Source organism: Rhodanobacter sp. Soil_C_14 (assembly GCF_057657335.1).
The window spans coordinates 58,377-78,681 of record NZ_JBDGIQ010000002.1 but is presented as its reverse complement, the minus strand read 5'-3'; the positions used below and the strand labels follow the sequence as shown (position 1 = coordinate 78,681).

The window sequence follows — 20,305 nt, the reverse complement described above, 5'->3', positions numbered from 1 at the left end:
CGATGAGTTATGTGATGCGGTGAGGGAGCACAGCTTTTTGCTCCTCCCCCTGCTGGCAGGGGGAGGCTGGCGACCGAAGGGAGTCCTTTAGGTGAGGGGGTAAAGCTCTTGCTCCCCCCAGCGAAAGGACTCGCCATGCACCTCAAGTGGATCCGTGCCCGCCGCCTGCGCAACGAAGGCACCGATGCCGAGCGGCGTCTGTGGCAACACCTGCGGCACCGCCAACTGGCCGGCCACAAGTTCCGCCGCCAATATCCGCTGGCCGGTTACATCGTGGACTTCGTCTGTGTGCCCGCGCGGCTGGTGATCGAGCTGGATGGCGGCCAGCACCTGGACGCGATCGACTACGACCGGCGACGCACGGAAGCTCTCGAGCGTGAGGGTTATTGCGTGCTGCGCTTCTGGAATGACGATGTGCTGCTGCGCACGGAGGATGTGGTGGGGGAGATTTTTCGGGTGCTGGAGGAGAGGTCAAGAGCGTGACCCCACCCCAGCCCTCCCCTACGTTGTAGGGGAGGGAGTAGTTCCGGCGAGCTCGCAGCTTTTCTCCCTCCCCTGCGAAGTAGGGGAGGGTTGGGGTGGGGTCACGCTCTTGCTCAGACTTTCCGGTAAAGCAAATCCCAAACCCCATGCCCCAGCTTCAGCCCGCGCCGTTCGAAGTGGGTTTCGATGCGCCACTCGGGTTTCTCGGCGTACTGCCCGGCGCCGAGCTGGTTGCGCCAGGCGGGGGCGGCTTCCATCACTTCGAGCATGTGTTCGGCGTAGGGCTGCCAGTCGGTGGCCAGGTGCAGCAGGCCGTTCGGGGCCATGCGCGAGGCGAGCAGGGCGACGAATTCGGGCTGGATCAGGCGACGTTTGTTGTGGCGCTTCTTGTGCCACGGGTCGGGAAACCAGATGCGCGCCTCGGCCAGCGTGCCCGGCGCGATCTCGTGCTCCAGCACTTCCACCGCATCGTGTTTGTAGATGCGCACATTGCTGGCGTCGCGGGCGGCCAGTGCGTTCATCAGCCGGCCCACGCCGGGGCCGTGCACTTCCACCCCGAGGAAGTCGCGGGCCTGGTCGTGCTCGCTGGCCCAGGCCAGCGCCTCACCGTTGCCGAAGCCGATTTCCAGCACCAGCGGCGCGCTGCGGCCGAAGCTGGCGGCGAAGTCGTGCGGCGTGCCGCGGTAGTCGATGCCGAAGCGCGACCACAAGGTGTCGAAGGCGCGCTGCTGCGCGGGCGTCATGCGGCCCTCGCGCAGCACGAAGCTGCGGATGCGGCGCATGTAATCGGGTGTGGGGGAGTCGGTGGGCTCGGACATCCGCCTATTGTAGGGCTTGTGCCGGCGTCGGCTGATGCGCCGCCTCGGTGCAAAGTCAAAAGCGGACCCCACCCCAGCCCTTTCTGCGACCGAAGGAAGTCCCCTTGCGGGACAAGCAGAGGAGGGAGCCAGGCGTGAGGCTACGCGCTCCGTTCTCTCCGTACGAAGCAGGGGGAGTCAGGCGTGAGGCCGTGCGTTCCACTCCCTCCCCTGCGAAGTAGGGGAGGGCTGGGGTGGGGTTCGCTCTTGCCCCTAGTGCCGCCGATCTTCCCGATCCAGTCGCTCGGCGCCCTTTCTCGGTGATGGCCGCGACGTGTTCTGCTGCGGTCTGGGTGCTTCGACTCGCGGTGCCGGGCGTTGCTGCGGCTGGTAGCGCGGCGGCGGTGGCGCGCTGGGACGGGGTTGTGGTCGCGGCGCTTCGCGCATGGGCTCGCGCTGCATGGGTTCGGGGCGCTGGAAGCGTGGCTGCGGACGTTCGAAGCGGCGTGGTTCGGGCTCGCTGCGCGCGGGCGTGGTGACGGGCTGCTGCGGTGTCACGCGCTGGAATCGCGCGCGGTCATACGGCACCACGCGCGCATCGTCGCGCCGGGTCGGCGGCATCGGGCGGGGCGCGCGCTCGTTGACCGCCGGCGTGGGCGGACTCGGGGCGATGTAGCTCACTCCGGGACGTTGCATGCTTTCGCGGCGGTCGGCACCGTAAGGACTGCGTGGATGCGCGAAGCGGGCCGAGCGCAGTTCGCCGTCGTCACGCGCATTGTTCATGCGGTCTTCGCGAGTGGCTGGCGTGATGCGAGGCACCGTCGGCAACTGCGCCGTTGCGGGCGCGGTGCGGCGCACGTTGCCACCGTCGCGATCGGCCATCGGCGGGCGTCGCCCCGGGCCCTGGCTGCCCAGCACGCGCACTCGTCCGCTGGAGGTGTCGCCAGTCAGCTTGCCGTGGTTCGGCACGGGGGCGTCGTGGATGTTCGGTGGCGCGCGACGGGCGACCACCTCGCGGGTGAAGCCGCCGGCGGGGAGGTTGCGCACGTGGGTGGTGCGCGGCCCGTGGTCGGCGCGGTCGGTGGGACGCACGCCGGCGATGTCGCGCGTGCGCAACGACGTGTCGGTGAGCTTGCGCGGATCGACATGCAGGCGATTGCCCTTCACGCGATGGCCGCCGGCGAAGTTGTCGCCGGACACCGCGGTGAAACCGCGGGGCGCGCCGCGATGGTGGTCGCCACGAGCGAAGTCGCCGCGACGGTAGCGGTTGTAGTGGTCGTCGACGTCGCGCCGCGGATCGTGTCCGCCGCGCACGCGGATGTTGTGCACGTTGACGCGGGTGTAATAGCGGCGGCCGCAGCGATACCACGGGTTGTAGATGTCGCCCGGGCCCAGCGGGAACCAGCCCACCGGCGCGCCACCGATGCCCATCGACCAGCCACCACCACCGACGAAGGCGACCAGTGCCGGCGCGTAGATCGCACGCACGCCGCGCGGGCCGGGAATCCAGCCCCAGCCGCGCTGGGTGTAGGCCCAGCGACCGTAGTGGTACGGCGCGTAACCCCAGGGCGCGTCGTCGATCCAGGTCCAGCCCCAGGGCGCGATGTAGGCCCAATGGCCGTTGCGGTACGGCGCCCAGTCCGAACCGACGTTGCGCGGATACCACACCGCACCGTATTCGCTGCTGTCCTGCCAGGCGCCGTACTGGTCCAGGTCCTGGTAGCCGACCACGTCGTCGGAGACGTACTGGCTGCTGTCGGACTGTGCGTAGCGACGATCGCGCTCGCTGGCCCAGCGATCGAAGGCGTCGCCACCGTTGATGTCGCTGATTGTCACCATGCTCAGGCTGGCGTCGGTGAAGCGATAGCTGCGGCCGGGATTGATCGAACGCTGGGCGTTGTTTTCGCCGAACACGGTGGCGGCGCCATCCAGCGCCGCGATGCGCGTGCTGCCGTCGCGCGGATCGACGTCGACGCGGAACGTGCCGGGTTGGTCCACCACCAAGGCCACCGCGGGAGTGTCGATCTCGTAGCTTTCGCCGTCGCCGAGCTGGCGCACGGTGAGGCTCAGGCTGCCCCGGGTCAGCTCGATTTGCGCCAGCTGGTCGTTGAGATCGAGCAGACCGAGGTCGGACTGGCCATCGATGCGCAGCGTGCCGCCGTCGAACTCCAGTTCGGCACGCGTGCCCGCCGCGCTGGAGAGCTTGTCGCCGGTGGTCAGCGGGCGGTTGACGTTGGCGTCGCTCCAGTCTTTCGCGCCGGAAGGCAGGAAGCCCAGGTCGCCGCCGACATACGACAGGCGCGCCACCCGGGTCGGCGGATCGGCGCTGTCATCGGCGTCGGATGGGGCGTCGGATTGCGCCTGCGCCAATCCGGCGACCAGGCACAGCAGCAACACCGCCAGCACGCGCCGGTAGCGGCGCCATGAAACAGGGGACTCGGCAAACCTGGACATGCGGCTCTCCTTGGCAAGTGCAGATGAGGCGGGAGCAGGGCGGGGTTTCGTCATGGGACCGTGAACGCGCAGTGTCGACCAAACGATGACCCTCCGCCGAGTATGCGCAGGCGATTGTTCAGCACCCGTTGGGTGCGCCGCTCCTGGCCATTGCTCCCTCCCCTGCTCGTAGGGGAGGGCCGGGGTGGGGTCGCCCCTGACGCCGCCTTCCAACCACGCGAATCCCGGGTTACCATCCGCCGGCCAAGTGCGGGTGTAGCTCAATGGTAGAGCTGTAGCTTCCCAAGCTACTGACGAGGGTTCGATTCCCTTCACCCGCTCCACTCCCCGCTGCATCGATCCCCGAGCTTTCCACAACCCACATGGCGGATCTGATTACCTTGGGCTGGCGGGAGCGGCTGGCGTTGCCGCAATTGGGCATTCCCCTGCTCAAGGCCAAGCTCGATACCGGGGCGCGCAGCAGTTCGCTGCACGTGGACACCCTCGAAACCTTCCAGCGCGATGGCGATACCTGGCTGCGCTTCAGCCTGCACGTGGGGCGGCGCTCGCCGCTGGCGATTCGTTGCGAAGCGCCCGCGCTGGATCGGCGCACGGTCACCGATACCGGCGGCCGCCGCACTGAGCGCTGGTTCATTCGCACTGCGGTAGAACTGGCCGGGCAGCGATTCGAGATCGACGTCAACCTCACCGATCGCCGGCATATGCTGTTTCCGATGTTGCTGGGTCGCAGTGCGCTGAGCGGGCGCGTTGCGGTGGACCCGGCGCTTTCCTATACCCAGCCGCGGCCGTCGACCACGACCGCGTCATCCCGATGACGGCCTGCCCATGAAAATTGCGATCCTGTCGCGCAATACCCGACTGTATTCGACCAAGCGCCTGGTCGAGGCCGCGCGCGTGCGCGGGCACGTGGTGCGGGTGTTCGATCCGCTGCGCTGCTACGTGCGCATCGCGCCGGGTGCATCGTCGATCCGCTTCAAGGGCAAGGAGGTGCGCGACATCGATGCGGTGATTCCGCGCATCGGCACCTCCAGCACGTTCTACGGCACCGCCGTGCTGCGCCAGCTGGAGATGATGGGCGTGTACACGCCGAACCCGTCCGACGCGGTGCTGCGGGCGCGCGACAAGCTGCGCTGCCTGCAGATCCTGGCCGCCCAGGGCATCGACATGCCGGTGACCGTGTTCGGCGACAACCCCGACGACACCGAGGACGTGCTGGCCCTGCTCGGCGATCCGCCGCACGTGATCAAGTTGAACGAGGGCAGCCAGGGCACCGGCGTGGTGCTGGCCGAGAAGCGTGCGGCTTCGCAGAGCGTGATCGAGGCGTTCCGCGGCCTGTACGCCAATTTCCTGGTGCAGGAGTTCGTCGCCGAGGCCAAGGGCAGCGACCTGCGCTGTTTCGTGGTCGGCAACCAGGTGGTCGCGGCGATGCAGCGCGACTCCAGCCCCGGCGATTTCCGCGCCAACCTGCACCGCGGCGGCAGCGCGAAGGCGGCCACGCTGAGCGCCGACGAGGAGCGCATCGCGGTGGCGGCGGCCGGCGCGCTGGGCCTGGGCGTGGCCGGCGTGGACCTGCTGCGTTCGAACCGCGGGCCGCTGCTGCTGGAGGTCAACGCGTCGCCCGGACTGGAAGGCATCGAGGCCGCCACCGGGGTGGATGTGGCGGCGGCGATCATGGCCTTGCTGGAAGCGCAGGCCGCCGTAAAACCCGGCGAAACCCGCGCCCGCCGGCGTCCCGCGAAGGCCTGACCGCCGTCGTTGGCTTCCCGCCAGGATGTGAATTGACGCGGTGTTAACTCGCTCATAACCCGCCACGCCCTATAACGCTTTCACTGTTTTTTGCGACACCGCGACCCGCAGGGTGCGGCGCCGGCAGACGATGGTATCGGGGCAGTAACTTGGGCCCAGGTGGGCGACGGCGAGTCGCGCATCTGGGCTTTTTCTTGCCCGCACGACTGCCACACGAACGCGCGTTCAGGTTTCTTTCGCTGCCGCCGCGCTGCGTTCATCCAAGATTGTTAAGCTGACAGCCCCAGCCGGCCCGTGAGCCGGCTGCGCAGGAGTGACACATGCGCGTACTGGTGATCGAAGACAACAGCGATATCGCGACCAACATCGGCGATTACCTGGAAGACCGGGGTAACGTGGTCGATTTCGCGGGTGACGGCGTGACCGGCCTGCATCTGGCCGTGGTGCACGATTTCGACGTGATCGTGCTGGATCTCACGCTGCCTGGCATGGACGGCCTGGAGGTCGCCCGCAAGTTGCGCCACGAGGCGCACAAGCAGACGCCGATCCTGATGCTGACCGCGCGCGACGCGCTGGAGCAGAAGCTGACCGGCTTCGAATCGGGCGCCGACGACTACATGACCAAGCCGTTCGCGCTGCAGGAGCTGGCCGCGCGACTGGAAGTGCTGGCACGCCGGGGCAAGGGTCCGCAGAGCCGCGTGCTGAAAGTGGCCGACCTCACCTTCAACCTCGACACGCTGACGGTGAACCGTGAAGGCAAGTCGATCCAGTTGAACCCGATCGGCCTGAAGCTGCTGCAGGCGCTGATGGAAGCCAGTCCCTCGGTGGTCACCCGGCAGGACCTGGAACAGAAGGTGTGGGGCGAGGAACTACCCGACAGCGATTCGTTGCGCGTGCATATCCACGGTCTGCGCGCCGCGATCGACAAACCCTTCGAGAAGCCGCTGATCCACACGCGGCACGGCATTGGCTATCGGATGGTCGAGCCGGATGCAGTCCAGGCGTAAGCTTCGTTTTCGGTTGATCCTTTCCTTCACGCTGTTCGGCTTCGGCCTCAGCGCGTTGTTTGCGTTCGCCGCGTTGAATATCCGCACCCGCCTCGAGGATCAACTGATCACTTCGAGCCTGCAGGACGAGGTTGACCACCTCAACGCGCAAGTGCGCGCCCACCCGGATCGCGCGCCCTCGTTCGACATCGTCAAAGCCGCCTCGTGGAGCGACCGAACGATCTACAAGGCGCCTCTCGACTGGCAAAACCTCGACACCGGCGTGCACGACATCTACGAGCCGCAAGCGGACGGGCGCACGCGGCATTACAAGCTGGCCGTGCGGCGCATGGACGGAATCATCAGCTTCCTCCAGTACGACGTTTCGCGTGACGAACTGGGCAAACAGCAATTGCTGGCCAGCGTGATCGGCGCCGTTTTTCTTTTCGGATTGCTGTCTTTGGCCATTGGCCTGTGGCTGTCGCGCAAGGTGCTCAAGCCGGTCAGCGAGCTGGCCAACCGCCTGCGCGATTTCCGCAAGGCCGGCAAGGCCGAGCCCCTGGCCCAGCATTTCGCCGACGACGAGGTGGGCGAGCTGGCGCATGCGCTGGACGAGTATTCGGCGCGGCTCACGGCGATGGTCGAGCGCGACCGCGAGTTCAATTCCGACGTCAGCCACGAACTGCGCACGCCGCTGGCGGTGATCGCCAGTACCACCGAATTGCTGCAGGGATCGCCCGACCTCACCGAAAAGCTGAGCGAGCGGCTGAAGCGGATCGAGCGCGCCTCGCGCCAGGCCACCGAGCTGATCGAGGCCTTGCTGCTGCTGTCACGCGCCGAGCGGCGCGGCCCGACCCGCGGCGAAACCACCGAGGTCGGCAAGGTCGCCGCCGACGTGATCGAAAGCCAGCGTCCCCAGGTGCGCGGCAAGCCGCTCACCGTCGAGCTGCGGACCGAGCAGCAGGTCAGCGTGAATGCCCCGGCCTCCGTATTGTCGGTGGCGCTGACCAACCTGATCGGCAACGCGATCAAGTACACGCTCGAAGGCAGCGTGCAGGTGGTGGTGGGCAACGGCAGCATCGAAGTGATCGACACCGGCCCGGGCATCAAGCCCGAAGACGCCGAGCGCCTGTTCCAGCGCGGCGTGCGCGGCGAAGGTGCCGGCGGCAGCGGTGCCGGGCTTGGCCTGGCCATCGTGCGCCGGCTGTGCGAACTGTATGGCTGGAATGTGTCGATGCGGCCCCGCAGCGATGCCAACGGGGCGATCGCCTGCATCAGGTTCGGCTGAATTCCTGTTTCCCGAGAGTCAAAAGCGACCCCACCCCAACCCTCCCCTGCGTTGCAGGGGAGGGAGTCAGGCGGCGTTGCTCCTCCCCCTGCGTGCAGGGGAGGGAGCTGGGCGGCGTTGCTCCTCCCCCTGCGGGCAGGGGGAGGTTGGGAGGGGGTCGCTCTTGACTCAGACCTGCTCCAGCCAGCCCCACTTGTCGTGGGTGCGGCCGTCGAACAGGCCGAAGAACAGTTCCTGCAGGCGGCGGGTGACGCGGCCGGCGGTGCCGTTGCCGATCTGCTTGCCGTCAACCGAGCGGATCGGGGTGACTTCGGCGGCGGTGCCGCACATCAGGATCTCGTCGGCGAGGTAGAGGTATTCGCGCGGCAGGTCGCGTTCGACCACTTCGATGCCGTCTTCGCGGGCCAGTGTCTTCAGCGTGTCGCGGGTGATGCCGGTGAGGATCGAGGCGCTGGCCGGGGTGGTGTGCAGCACGCCATCGAAGACCAGGAACAGGTTCTCGCCGGCACCTTCGCTGAGCAGGCCGCTGGAGGCCAGCGCGATGCCCTCACCGAAGCCGAGGCGACGCGCTTCGCGTGCGATCAGCTGACCGGAAAGATAGTTGCCGCCGGCCTTGGCGCCGGCCGGGATGGTGTTCGGCGCGAAGCGCTGCCAGCTGGACACGCAGGCGGTGATGCCGTTTTCCAGGGCCTCTGGCCCCAGGTACGGGCCCATCGGCCATGCCGCCACCGCGACGTCGATCGGGGTTTCCGCGGACAGGCCGAAGCCGCCCAGGCCCCGGTAGGCCACCGGGCGCAGGTAGGACGCGCCCAGGCCGTTCTTCTTGATCACCGCGCGGCAGGCCGCAGCCAGTTCGTCAGCCGTGTACGGCAGCGCCATGTCGTAGATCTTGGCCGACTGGTACAGCCGGTTGATGTGGTCGGTCAGGCGGAAGATCGCGGCGCCGTCGGGGGTGGCGTAGCTGCGGATGCCTTCGAATACCGACGAACCGTAGTGCAGGGCGTGGGACATCACGTGGGTGGTCGCCTGGGCCCACGGCTTGATCTCACCGTTCTGCCAGATCCACTCGGGGTACTGCTGGGCCATGTCGATTCTCCAGTGGGGACCGCCCATGATAGCTGCTGTCGGCCGAGCCGGCGTCAATGGGCGCCTTCAGTCAGCGTTCCGCAGCCACAGGCAGCCGGCCTGGTGGACGATGTCGAAGCGCAGTTCGCGCGGGTTGCCGTTGCCGTCGCTGTCGGCGGTGTGCACCACCAGCTGATTGTGTGCTGGCGCTGTCGGGGCTGGGTCGACGTTCATGGCGAATGGATCGGCGAGGCTGCTGGCCGATGCCGGCGCCGCGGCGGACTCGTCGGGCGCCTTCACGTCCAGCAATGGCTGTTTCATCAGCCGGGTCAGCGACTGGATGTCGGCTACGGCCGCGCCGCGGCCGTAGCCGTCCCACAGCATCATGCCCGCCAGCCGGTTGGCGTCATGGCTGGCGAAGGCATCGATCACGCCCTGGCGCAACGCACCCAGAGTGGCGGCGCACAGGGTTGGCGTGGTGGTGGCGGTCACGGCGGGTGCCGACGCGGCGACACGACTGGCTGGGGTGGCCTGCAGCGCGGCGCAAGGCTGGTCGGTGAAGACCGCACTGCCATTGGCGCCGATGCAGCGATGGATCGGCGTCTGCGCCGCGACGGGCGCGGCCCAGGCAAGCGCGATCAGGCAGAGCAGGGTGGCCAGGCGATACATCGCGCCAGCATACCCGCCACCGCGTCTCAGGAAAGTTGCTGTAGTACCGCTTGCGTGGCGCGGGCCCGGTTCAGCGTGTAGAAGTGCAGGCCGGGCGCACCGCCGTCGAGCAGGCGCCGGCACAGTTGCGCCACCACTTCGGCACCGAGCGCGCGCACGGCATCGGCGTCGTCGCCGTGGGCCTGCATGCGCTTGGAGATCCAGCGCGGGATCTCCGCGCCGCACATCTCGGAGAATCGCCGCAGCTGGCTGTAGTTGGTGATCGGCATGATGCCCGGCACGATCGGCACGTCGACGCCCAGCTTGCGCACGTCGTCGACGAAGCGGAAATACGCATCGGGGTTGAAGAAATACTGGGTGATCGCCCCGTTCGCGCCGGCGTCGATCTTGGCCTTGAAATGCTGCAGGTCGCGCAGCGCGTCGTCGGCCTGCGGGTGGGTTTCCGGATACGCCGCCACCTCGATGTGGAAGTGGTCGCCGCAGTGCGCGCGGATGAAGGCCACCAGCTCGGCCGCGTAACGGAAGTCGCCCGCCGTGGCCATGCCCGAGGGCATGTCGCCGCGCAGCGCCACCAGCCGCCGGTAGCCGGCCGCGCGGTAACCGTCCAGCAGTTCGGTGATCTCGGCCTTGGTGCCGCCCATGCAGGACAGGTGCGGCGCCACCGGCAGGCCATGCTGCGCGTGCAGCCGCGCCACGGTGTCCCCGGTATAGCTCAGCGTGGAGCCGCCCGCGCCGAACGTGACCGAGGCGTATTCCGGCTGGTGCGCCTTCAGCACCTGCGCCGCGCGGTCCAGCTGCGTGCGTTGCTCATCGGTCTTGGGTGGGAAGAATTCGAAGCTGATCGACGGCATCGCTGGGCATCCGGTGGGCGGTGCCGGGGAGTATATATCTTTGTTTCGCGATGAAGCGATAGATAAAGAGCAACCCCACCCCGGCCCTTTCTGCGACCGAAGGAAGTCCCCTTGCGGGACGAGCAGGGGAGGGAGCAGAGGCGCCGGGTAGATTCCTCCCCCTGCGCAGCAGGGGGAGGGCAGGAGGGGGTGCTCTTGATCTTCTCCACAAAAAAACGGAGCGCATCGCTGCGCCCCGTTTCACATCAGACCAAGGAGGTTGCCTCCCCGCCCACCGCTGTCAATAGCGGTAGTGATCCGGCTTGTACGGGCCTTCCACCGGCACGCCGAGGTACTTCGCCTGTTCGTCGCTGAGCGTGGTCAGCTTCACGCCGATCTTCTCCAGGTGCAGGCGGGCGACTTCCTCGTCCAGCTTCTTGGGCAGGATGTAGACCTTGTTCTCGTAGCTGTCCTTGTGCTCCCACAGGTCGATCTGGGCCAGCGTCTGGTTGGCGAACGAGTTGGACATCACGAAGCTGGGGTGGCCGGTGGCGCAGCCCAGGTTGACCAGCCGGCCTTCGGCCAGCAGGAAGATCGCGCGGCCGTCGGAGAAGGTGTACTTGTCCACCTGCGGCTTGATGTTGAGCTTGGTCACGCCGGCCATCGCGTTCAGCGCGTCGACCTGGATCTCGTTGTCGAAGTGGCCGATGTTGCAGACGATCGCCTGGTCCTTCATCGCCTTCAGGTGATCGAGCCGCAGCACGTCCTTGTTGCCGGTGGTGGTGACGTAGATGTCGCCGCGGCCCAGGGTCGATTCGACGGTGTTGACCTCGAAGCCTTCCATCGCCGCCTGCAGCGCGTTGATCGGGTCGATCTCGGTGACCACCACGCGGGCGCCGTAGGCACGCAGCGAGTGCGCGCAGCCCTTGCCCACGTCGCCGTAGCCGCACACCACGGCGACCTTGCCGGCCAGCATCACGTCCATCGCGCGCTTCAGGCCATCGGCCAGCGACTCGCGGCAGCCGTACAGGTTGTCGAACTTGGACTTCGTCACCGAGTCGTTGACGTTGATCGCGGGGATCAGCAGCGACTTGGCCTCGGCCAGCTGGTACAGGCGGTGCACGCCGGTGGTGGTCTCCTCGGAGACGCCCTTCCAGTCCTTGACCACGGTGTGCCAGTAGCCCGGGCGCTCGACGTGCACGCGCTTCAACAGGTTCTTGATCACCTGCTCCTCGTGCGAGGAAGCCTTCTCGTCAACCCAGGTCGAACCGTTCTCCAGCTCGTAGCCCTTGTGGATCAACAGCGTCACGTCGCCGCCGTCGTCGACCACCAGCTGCGGGCCGAGGAAGCCGCCCTTGCCGTCGGGGAAGCTCAGCGCATCCAGCGTGCAGTCCCAGTATTCCTCCAGCGTCTCGCCCTTCCAGGCGAACACCGGGGTGCCGGTGGCGGCGATCGCGGCGGCGGCGTGGTCCTGGGTCGAGAAGATGTTGCACGAGGCCCAGCGCACGTCGGCGCCGATGTCCTTCAGCGTCTCGATCAGCACCGCGGTCTGGATCGTCATGTGCAGCGAGCCGGTCACGCGCACGCCCTTCAGCGGCTGGGCGGTGGCGTGCTTGCGGCGGATCGACATCAGGCCGGGCATCTCGTGCTCGGCGATGTCCAGTTCCTTGCGGCCGAAATCGGCGAGCGAGATGTCGCGGATCTTGTAGTCGTGGGTGTTTTCTTTCAGTGCGGCGTTCATGGATATCTCCGGTTAGTGCGAGCTTTTTTGAAGAGTCCGGCCATGGATGGCCGGTCTTTCTTCGCGAAGGGGCTCGCGTAAAGCAACCGGGCGCCGTTGTGGAACGTGCCGCGCCGAGCCTGGCCGTTGTCGTGAAGAGTCCGCACCAGGGATGCGCGGGGTCTTGCGGATGGATCCGCATTCACTACCAACGGTCGCAGCGCCCCTCGGCGGGCAGTGCAAAGGAGGCATTGTAGCGGCAGACATGAGCTTATGCCGCATCGTCGGGTGTCTCCCGGATCAGGATTGGTTAGGCTGGAGGCTTGACCAGCCAGGGAGCCACCGCGTGGAACAGAGTCGCGAACCCGAATTCCTGCCGCCGGACGGCCCGCTGCGCGAGGACGTCAGCCGGCTTGGCGCGATGGTCGGCCGGATGCTGGCCGAGCAGGGCGGCGACGCTTTCTTCCAGCGGGTCGAGCAGGTGCGCATCGCGGCCATCCATCGCCGCCGCGAAGGTGCTTCGGTGGACGAGCTGGCCGACTCGCTGGCAGGCCAGGACGCCGCCCAGGCCGAGGCGCTGGCGCGCGCGTTCGCCACCTACTTCCAGGCCGTCAACACCGCCGAGCGGGTGCATCGCATCCGTCGCCGCCGCGACTACCAGCGCGAGGGCAGCGCGCCGCAGCCCGAATCGCTGCTCGCCGTGCTGGGTCGGCTGAAGGCTGAAGGCGTCGGCGCCGACGAGCTGGTCGGCTGGCTCGACCGGCTGTGGATCGAGCCGGTGTTCACCGCGCATCCCACCGAGGCCGTGCGTCGCTCGCTGCTGGAGAAGGAACAGGCGATCGTGGCCTCGCTGATCGATGGCTTCGATCCCCAGCGCACGCCGCAGGAATGCCGCGAGGACGACCAGCGCATCTACATGGCGTTGTCCGCCGGCTGGCAGACCGCCGAGGCCTCGCCGGTGCGGCCCAGCGTGCAGGACGAGCGCGAGCACGTGGACTTCTACCTGACCAACCCGCTGTACCGGATCGTGCCGGCGCTGTACGAGTCGCTGGCCCAGGCGTTGCAGGAAACCTACGGCCTTGCGATCAAGCTGCCGCAGTTGCTGCGTTTCGCCAGCTGGGTCGGCGGCGACATGGACGGCAATCCGAACGTGGGTGCCAACACCATCGCCGACTGCCTCGACTCGCAGCGCACGATGGTCATCGAGCGCTATCGCGAAGACGTGGCCGCGCTGGCGCGATCGCTCAGCCAGACCGAAGGCCGGGTCGCGGTCACCGGCGCCCTGCTGGCGCGCGTGGCGGACTACCGGACGCGCTTTCCCGATGCCGCGGCACAGATCCGCCCGCGGCACGCCGACATGCCGTACCGCTGCCTGCTGCAGCTGATCGGTGCGCGGCTGGCACTGACCCAGGACCAGCAAACGGACGGCTATGCGTCCAGCCAGGAATTGCTCGACGACCTGCAGCTGATCGCCGACAGCCTGCTGCAGCATCACGGCGTCCATGCCGGCGCCTACTCGGTCGAGCGCCTGCTGTGCCGTGTGCGCAGTTTCGGCTTCCACCTGGCCCGACTCGACGTGCGCCAGGACTCGCGCGTGCACGACGACGCCCTGGCCGCGTTGCTCGGCGATGCAGGCTGGGCCGGCCGCGATGGCGCCGAGCGCGCCGAGCGACTGCGCCCGTACGCCAGCGGCGAGGCGAGGTTTCCCGACAGCGACGATGACAGCGCCACATCGCTGCAAGCCGTGTTCACCACCTTGCGCGACAGCCGGCAAAGCCACGGCGTCGACGCCACCGGCCTGTACATCATCAGCATGGCCCGCAGCGCCGCCGACGTGCTGGCGGTGCTGGCGCTGGCGCGGCGGGGCGGGTTGGTCGACGAGACGAAGGACGTGCCGCTCAACATTGCTCCGCTGTTCGAGACCGTCGACGACCTGAAGAACGCGCCGGCCACGCTGCGGGCCCTGCTCGACGATCCGGTCTACCGTCGCCACCTCGCCGCACGCGGCGACCAGCAGTGGGTTATGCTGGGCTATTCCGACAGCGGCAAGGATGGCGGCACGCTGGCCTCGCGCTGGGGCCTGCAACGCGCCCAGGTGGAACTGCTCGAAGTGGCGAACGAAGCGGGCATCCAGCTGGCCTTCTTCCACGGCCGCGGCGGCTCGGCCAGCCGCGGCGGCGCGCGCATCACGCCGGCGCTGATGTCCTCGCCGCGCGGCGCGGTGGCCGGCGTGCTGCGGGTGACCGAACAGGGCGAGGTGATCCATCGCAAGTACGGCATCCGCGCGCTGGCGCTGCGCAACCTCGAACAGACGGTCGGTGCGGTGCTGCGCGCCAGCCTGCGTCCACGCGAAAGCGAGCCGCGCGAACAGCGCTGGCGCGAGCAGATGGACGCCTTGTCCGCGGCCAGCCGCAAGACCTACCGCGCCTTCGTCGAGCGCGCAGGCTTCGTCGACTATTTCCGCAGCGCCACCCCGGTCGACGTGATCGAACAGATGACCCTGGGCTCGCGCCCGGCCAGTCGCCGCAGCATGCGCGGCGTGCAGGACTTGCGCGCGATCCCGTGGGTGTTCGCCTGGACCCAGTGCCGCTCGATCCTGCCCGGCTGGTACGGCCTGGGCAGCGCGCTGGAGCTCGGCGCCGGCGAATTCGGCGAGGACACGCTGGCCGAGATGGCGCGCGACTGGCCGTTCTTCGCCAACCTGCTCGACGACGTGGAGATGGTGCTGGCCAAGTGCGACCTCGACATCGCCGAGGCGTTCTCGAAACTGTCCGGTCCCTTGCACGACGAATTCTTCGGCCTGATCCGCGACGAGTTCGCCCGCACCCGCCACTGGCTGCTGCGACTGAAGCGCAGCGACGCCCTGCTGCAGGGCGACCCGCGCCTGGCCGCCTCGATCCGCCTGCGCAATCCCTACGTCGATCCGATGAGCCTGCTGCAGGTCGACCTGCTGCAACGCTGGCGCGCCGGCGATCGCACCGACGACGCCGTGCTGCAGGCCCTGGTCGCCTGTGTCAACGGCGTCTCGCAGGGTTTGCAGAACACCGGCTGATTCAACGAAGACCCCACCCGCCGCCTGCCTTCCCGCGTAGGAGCCTGCTCGCGGACGATGCTTTTTGCCTGCTTTATGTTTTAGAGCGAAGAGCTTTCGTCCTCCTTCGGAGGGCGAGTCACTTTCTCTCGCTTGCCCGAGAGAAAGTAACCAAAGAGAGGGGCACCCCGCTTCCGCGCCTTGCGGACATCCTGTCCGCAAGGTTCGCGAGCCGGGGCCGGGCTTTTCGACAGGGCATCCTGCCCTGGCGAAAAGGAGCCGACATCCCTGTCGGCTCCCGCTACGCGGCCTGTCGACCCCGCCTCGCCGCTGCAGAGGGGCCCCGGGTAGAGCAGCGGGCCATCGTGGCCCGCACTCTTCAGAAGAGCCGGAGCAAAGCCGAAGCGGAGCAAAGCTCGGCATCTGCGCACGGCAGGTGCCGCTCACAAGGAGCTTCGTTCTCTTTGAGGACGTGGTGAACGTCAATGCCCAGGTTTCGTTGGTCGACGGGGACGTTTCCCGGCTGGCCGGGGAGGTCGGGAACCTCGACATGCGACGGAAGCGCCAATGCTTTTGCCAATGTCCGTGTTCGGACGCCACTGTCCGGATTCAACGGGAAGCCTGGCTTCGGCGCATGCGCGGAAGCGCATGGAATGGCGATTTGTGGGCGTGGCACGGCCCTTGCTCCGACCGGCTCATGGATATCGCCAACCCGCTCGCCGCCCAGCGCAAACGTCGTCGCCGCCAACTCGCCATCGCCGGCGGCGTGTTGCTGCTGGCGGGACTCGTCATCGGCGCGGTCAACCTCGGGCCGGCGCTGCCTACGGTGGAACGGTCCGCGGCCTGGATCGATACCGTGCAGCGTGGCGACATGCTGCGCGAGGTGCGTGCGCCGGGCACCCTGGTGCCGCGCGACATCCACTGGCTGGCGGCGCAGACCAGCGCCCAGGTGAGCAAGATCGAAGTGTGGCCGGGTACTCGCGTGGAGGCCGACACGGTGCTGCTGCGGCTGTCCAGCCCGCAGGTGGACAGCGACCTGCGCAATGCCCAGGCGCAGGTCGCCGCGGCCGAGGCCCAGGTGGCCGCGAAGCAGGCCGCCTTGCAGTCGCAGTTGCTGGACGAACGTTCCTCGCTGGCCCAGGCCCAGGCCGACTACGCCTCGGCGAAGGTGCGCAGTGAGGCCGATGCGAAGGCGATGGAAAAGAACCTGATTCCGCGGGTGCAGTACGAGCAGGAGCTGATCGCGCTGAAACAGCTGCAGCATCGGACCGACGTGGAGCAGCAGCGCGTGCAGGCGTTCGGCGCCGGCATCGCGGCGCAGATGGCGGCGGTGCGGGCGGAACTGCAGCTGCAGCAAAGCAACCTGCTGCTGCGCCAGCGCCAGGCCGATGCGCTGCAGGTGCGCGCCGGCATCGCCGGCACCTTGCAGCAGGTCGCGGTGCAGGAGGGCCAGCAGGTGGCCGCCGGGGCGGACCTGGCGCGGGTGGCGCGCGGCGACGTGCTGATCGCCCGGCTGCGCGTGCCCGAGGTGCAGGCCAAGGACGTGGCGCTGGGCATGGCCGCCCAGGTGAACACCTATAACGGCATGATCGACGGCACCGTCACCCGCATCGATCCGGCGGTGGTGGACGGCAGCGTGCAGGTGGACGTGACGCCGTCCGGCGCGCTGCCTGCCGGGGCGCGCCCCGATCTTTCCGTGGACGGCCGCATCCGCATCGCCGAACTCAAGCAGGTGCTGTCGATGGGTCGCCCGGCCCAGGTCGAGCCGAACAGCGAGGCCAGCCTGTTCCGTCTCGACGCCTCCGGCAACACCGCCAGCCGCATCAAGGTGCGGGTGGGCGCCACCTCGGTCGATCGGGTGCAGATAATGCAGGGCCTGCAGCCGGGCGATCGCGTGATTCTTTCCGACACCAGCCAGTGGGACAAGTATGACCAGCTGCGCCTGCGCTGACTCGACCAGCGGCACGGCAGCATGATCGACATCTTCCCGGATTTTTCTTCAACAGGACGACCGCATGAACGACACCAGCAACGTCATCACCCTCGGCGGCATCCGCAAGGTGTTCCAGGCCGATGAGGTGGAAACGCACGCCTTGAGCGACGTGCATCTGGACGTCCGCCGGGGCGAATACGTTTCGATCTCTGGCCCATCCGGCTGCGGCAAGAGCACGCTGCTGTCGATCCTCGGCCTGCTGGACACGGCCAGCGCCGGCAGCTACGTGTTGAACGGGCACGATGTGGCCGCGATGAACGCGGCCGAGCGCGCCCGCATCCGCAACGCGGAGATCGGCTTCATCTTCCAGGCGTTCAACCTGATCGGTGACCTCAGCGTGCAGGAAAACGTGGAGCTGCCGCTGACCTACCGCAGCGGCATCGGTGCCGGCGAACGGCGCGAGCGGGTGCAGGAGGCGCTGGAGCGCGTGGGCATGGCGCACCGCATGCGGCACTTCCCGGCGCAACTTTCCGGCGGCCAGCAGCAGCGCGTGGCCGTGGCGCGCGCCCTGGTCGGCCGGCCTGCGATCCTGCTCGCCGACGAACCCACCGGCAACCTCGACTCGCGCAACGGCGAGGCGGTGATGGCCCTGCTCGACGAACTGCACAAGGGTGGCGCCACCATCTGCATGGTCACCCACGACAGCCGCTACGCCGAACTGGCCCAGCGCAAGATCCGCATGTTCGACGGCCGCGTGGTGGACGAGGAAACCTTCGAGCGGCTGCGCCGCGAAGACGAGCAGCGCATCGACGCCTTGATCGGCCAGCGCGTGGAAGTCGACGCGTGAAAGTCTGGCTGGCCGAGATCTGGCGTGCATGGCGCACCAGCTTGCGCAAGCCAGGCTTCCTGCTGCTGGCCAGCGGCGTGCTGGCGCTGGGCGTGGGGGCCAGTGCGGTGGCGTTCAACCTGATCGACCAGGTGCTGCTCAAGCCGTTGCCGCTGCCGCAGGCATCACAGCTGGTGGCCGTGGGCAAGCTGATGCCCCGGTGGCCGCCAAGGGTTTCCACGCGGCAGTACGCGGAGCTGCAAAAACTGGATGGCGTGCGCTCGATCGGCCTGCTCGCGTTCGCCACGCCGGTGGTCAACATCCAGCGCGATGGCGTGCCGCAGCGGGTGCAGGCCACCTACGCCGATCACAGCGTGCTGCCCACGCTCGGCATGCAGCCGCAGCTGGGACGCAACTTCGTTGCCGGCGAGGACAGCCCGCACGGGCCGCCGGTGGTCATGCTTACCCACGATTTCTGGGAGCGCCAGTACGCGGGCGATCCGGCCGCGATTGGCCGGACCCTGAAAGTCGAAGGCACGCCGCACACCATCATCGGCGTGCTTCCCGAGGCCTTCGTTGCGGCGGGCACGGGAGGCGACATCATGCTGCCGGCCATGTTGACGCCCGATGGTGCCGGCGACCAGCACCTCTATCTCGCGATCGCCCGCCTCGCCGACGATGCGGACCCTGCCGCGGTGGGTGCGCAGGTGGATGCGCGATTGCGGGCGGATGCCGCCCGTTCGCCCGACAAACGCGACGACCACTTTCGTTACGGCGCCACCGACTATCACACCGCCTTGCACGTGCAGGGTGCCCGCGTGCTGGTGCTGTTCCAGGCCAGCGCGTTGCTGGTCTTGCTGATCGCCCTGGTCAACCAGGCGAACCTGTTGCTGCTGCGCGCACTGGCACGGCAGCGCGACACCGCGGTGCGCAGTGCGCTGGGCGCGCCAAGCTGGCGCCAGGGTGCGCCGTTGTTCGTCGAAAGCCTGCTGGTGGGCCTGTTGGGTGCCGGCTTCGGCGTGTTGTTGACGCTGCTGGGCGTGGCGGCGTTGCGCAGCATCATTCCGCCCGAAGCCATCGGCGGTGAGCTGCATCTGGGGACGCACACGCTGCTGCTGGTGGTGCTGGTATCGCTGCTGTCGACGCTGGCATCGGCGGCGCTGGGCCTGTGGCGTGCCCGCGCCATCGTTTCCTTCGACGACCTGCGCGAGGGCGGCCGCAGCGGTGCCACGCATTACCAGGGCCGGCTCAGCCGCGCACTGGTGATCGCGCAGGTAACACTGACGGTGGTGCTGCTGGGTGCCTGCGGGATCTTCCTGCGCAAGTCCTGGGACGATGCCCGCGCGCCATGGGGCTTCGACGACACCAACGTGGCGACGGTCGCGCTCGCTCCGGTACAGGCCGACTACCCGGATGTGCAGGCGGTGACGGCGCTGTCGCAACGGCTGGTCGAGCGCATGCGTCAGCTACCCGGCGTACTTGACGCCACGGCCTCCACCAGCCTGCCGGTGGACGGTTTCTTCGGCTCCTTCGGCATCGCCGCGCACGCGCACGGCGACGCGCCGGCGTTCGTCCTCTATCGCGCCGTGGGCGCGGATTATTTCCGGGTGTTCGGCATTCACCTGCAGCGTGGCCGCCTGTTCACGCCGCAGGAAGGACGCGGCAGCGAGGCCGTGGCCGTCATCGGCCGAACCATGGCCGAGCGGATGTATGGCGGGAAGGCGCTGGGCCAGCAGGTGCAGATGGACGACTCGGTGCATCCGGGCAAGCCGTGGACGGCACGCATCGTGGGCGTGGTCGATGACACCTACCCGCCGGGCGACGATTCGAAGATGCCGGCGGAACTTTACGTGCCGCTGGCGCAGATGCCCGATGCGCTGATGGCCGGCTTCCGCAGCAACGAGTCGATGCATTTCGCCTTGCGCGTGCGCGGCGATGCCGCCGGCTACGGCAAGGCACTGCGCGAAGTCATCGCCGCGGTGGCGCCGCAGCAGCCGATCGCGCAGGTGCGCAGCATGCGTTCGATCGTTGCCGAGGCATCGGGTGGCGCGCAGACCGGCATCTGGATCTGCGGTGTATTCGCGACGATGGCCTTGCTGCTCGCCGGAGTCGGCCTCTACGCGGTGATGTCGGTCGCGGTGGCGGCGCGCGAACACGAGTTGGGCGTGCGCTCCGCCCTGGGCGCGTCGCCGGCAAGACTGGCCGCGCTGGTGCTGCGCGGCGGGATGGCCCAGATCGTGATCGGCCTGGTGCTGGGGCTGGCCCTGGCCGCCGCCTTCCCGCGGATATTCGCGGCCTCGTTCGCACAACTCGGCTCACATGCGCTGCTCGGCCCATGGATCGCAGGCGGCATCTGCGTGCTGTTGCTGGCCTTCGGCGTGCTTGCCTGCCTCTCGCCCGCCCTGCGTGCAGGCCGGGTGCAACCGATGCGCGTTCTTCAAGGGGATTGATCCGTGGATGTCACGTCGCAAGACCCG

15 protein-coding genes, 1 tRNA gene and 1 riboswitch are annotated in these 20,305 nt (G+C 68.1%); of the genes, 10 read left to right on the top strand and 6 right to left on the bottom strand.

Going from position 1 to position 20,305, the window contains the following annotated elements; genetic code table 11:
• The first annotated feature begins 135 nt into the window (after positions 1-135).
• Entirely contained in the window at positions 136-483 is a 348-nt protein-coding gene (locus AC3A56_RS05915) for an endonuclease domain-containing protein (protein WP_487769668.1), read from the top strand.
• A 113-nt stretch (positions 484-596) separates the two neighbouring features.
• Here AC3A56_RS05915 and trmB read toward each other — a convergent pair whose 3' ends face one another.
• Together trmB and AC3A56_RS05905 are read right to left on the bottom strand one after the other, a co-directional pair.
• Entirely contained in the window at positions 597-1,301 is a 705-nt protein-coding gene (gene trmB / locus AC3A56_RS05910; protein WP_487769667.1) for a tRNA (guanosine(46)-N7)-methyltransferase TrmB, read from the bottom strand.
• 252 nt (positions 1,302-1,553) lie between these two features.
• Positions 1,554-3,734: a DUF6600 domain-containing protein gene (locus AC3A56_RS05905; RefSeq protein ID WP_487769666.1), complete on the bottom strand. Its 2,181-nt coding sequence runs from the start codon at positions 3,732-3,734 to the stop codon at positions 1,554-1,556.
• A gap of 249 nt (positions 3,735-3,983) precedes the next feature.
• Here AC3A56_RS05905 and AC3A56_RS05900 point away from each other — a divergent pair.
• From AC3A56_RS05900 to AC3A56_RS05880, 5 genes are all read left to right on the top strand, one after another.
• Positions 3,984-4,057: transfer RNA gene (locus tag AC3A56_RS05900), tRNA-Gly, on the top strand.
• 39 nt (positions 4,058-4,096) lie between these two features.
• Positions 4,097-4,549, top strand: coding sequence for an ATP-dependent zinc protease family protein (locus AC3A56_RS05895; RefSeq protein ID WP_487769665.1), 453 nt, complete (start codon positions 4,097-4,099; stop codon positions 4,547-4,549).
• A gap of 10 nt (positions 4,550-4,559) precedes the next feature.
• Complete coding sequence (rimK, locus tag AC3A56_RS05890) at positions 4,560-5,480, top strand: 30S ribosomal protein S6--L-glutamate ligase (RefSeq protein ID WP_056718413.1); 921 nt, start codon at positions 4,560-4,562, stop codon at positions 5,478-5,480.
• Between the two features lie 320 nt (positions 5,481-5,800).
• Entirely contained in the window at positions 5,801-6,487 is a 687-nt protein-coding gene (locus tag AC3A56_RS05885; RefSeq protein ID WP_007809337.1) for a response regulator transcription factor, read from the top strand.
• Positions 6,471-7,754: a sensor histidine kinase gene (locus AC3A56_RS05880; protein ID WP_056718412.1), complete on the top strand. Its 1,284-nt coding sequence runs from the start codon at positions 6,471-6,473 to the stop codon at positions 7,752-7,754. Before AC3A56_RS05885 ends, AC3A56_RS05880 begins: the two co-directional genes overlap by 17 nt.
• A gap of 168 nt (positions 7,755-7,922) precedes the next feature.
• Here AC3A56_RS05880 and AC3A56_RS05875 read toward each other — a convergent pair whose 3' ends face one another.
• The 4 genes from AC3A56_RS05875 to ahcY form a co-directional block, all read right to left on the bottom strand.
• Positions 7,923-8,840 carry a branched-chain amino acid transaminase gene (locus AC3A56_RS05875; protein ID WP_007809341.1) on the bottom strand — a complete coding sequence of 306 codons (918 nt, stop codon included), beginning with the start codon at positions 8,838-8,840 and terminating at the stop codon, positions 7,923-7,925.
• A 66-nt stretch (positions 8,841-8,906) separates the two neighbouring features.
• On the bottom strand, positions 8,907-9,488 hold the full coding sequence (locus AC3A56_RS05870; RefSeq protein WP_056763878.1) for a DUF4124 domain-containing protein: 582 nt from the start codon (positions 9,486-9,488) through the stop codon (positions 8,907-8,909).
• 26 nt (positions 9,489-9,514) lie between these two features.
• Positions 9,515-10,339 (bottom strand): methylenetetrahydrofolate reductase [NAD(P)H], encoded by an 825-nt coding sequence (metF, locus tag AC3A56_RS05865; RefSeq protein ID WP_487769664.1) that lies wholly within the window; start codon positions 10,337-10,339, stop codon positions 9,515-9,517.
• A gap of 280 nt (positions 10,340-10,619) precedes the next feature.
• On the bottom strand, positions 10,620-12,059 hold the full coding sequence (gene ahcY / locus AC3A56_RS05860) for an adenosylhomocysteinase (RefSeq protein ID WP_487769663.1): 1,440 nt from the start codon (positions 12,057-12,059) through the stop codon (positions 10,620-10,622).
• Between the two features lie 81 nt (positions 12,060-12,140).
• Positions 12,141-12,273, bottom strand: a riboswitch (S-adenosyl-L-homocysteine riboswitch).
• A gap of 111 nt (positions 12,274-12,384) precedes the next feature.
• Between ahcY and ppc the strand changes: the two genes are divergently transcribed.
• From ppc to AC3A56_RS05840, 4 genes are all read left to right on the top strand, one after another.
• Positions 12,385-15,090: a phosphoenolpyruvate carboxylase gene (gene ppc, locus AC3A56_RS05855; protein WP_487769662.1), complete on the top strand. Its 2,706-nt coding sequence runs from the start codon at positions 12,385-12,387 to the stop codon at positions 15,088-15,090.
• A 676-nt stretch (positions 15,091-15,766) separates the two neighbouring features.
• Positions 15,767-17,020, top strand: coding sequence for an efflux RND transporter periplasmic adaptor subunit (locus AC3A56_RS05850; protein ID WP_487769661.1), 1,254 nt, complete (start codon positions 15,767-15,769; stop codon positions 17,018-17,020).
• 64 nt (positions 17,021-17,084) lie between these two features.
• Entirely contained in the window at positions 17,085-17,849 is a 765-nt protein-coding gene (locus tag AC3A56_RS05845; RefSeq protein WP_056716876.1) for an ABC transporter ATP-binding protein, read from the top strand.
• On the top strand, positions 17,846-20,278 hold the full coding sequence (locus AC3A56_RS05840; protein ID WP_487769660.1) for an ABC transporter permease: 2,433 nt from the start codon (positions 17,846-17,848) through the stop codon (positions 20,276-20,278). Before AC3A56_RS05845 ends, AC3A56_RS05840 begins: the two co-directional genes overlap by 4 nt.
• Positions 20,279-20,305 lie beyond the last annotated feature (27 nt).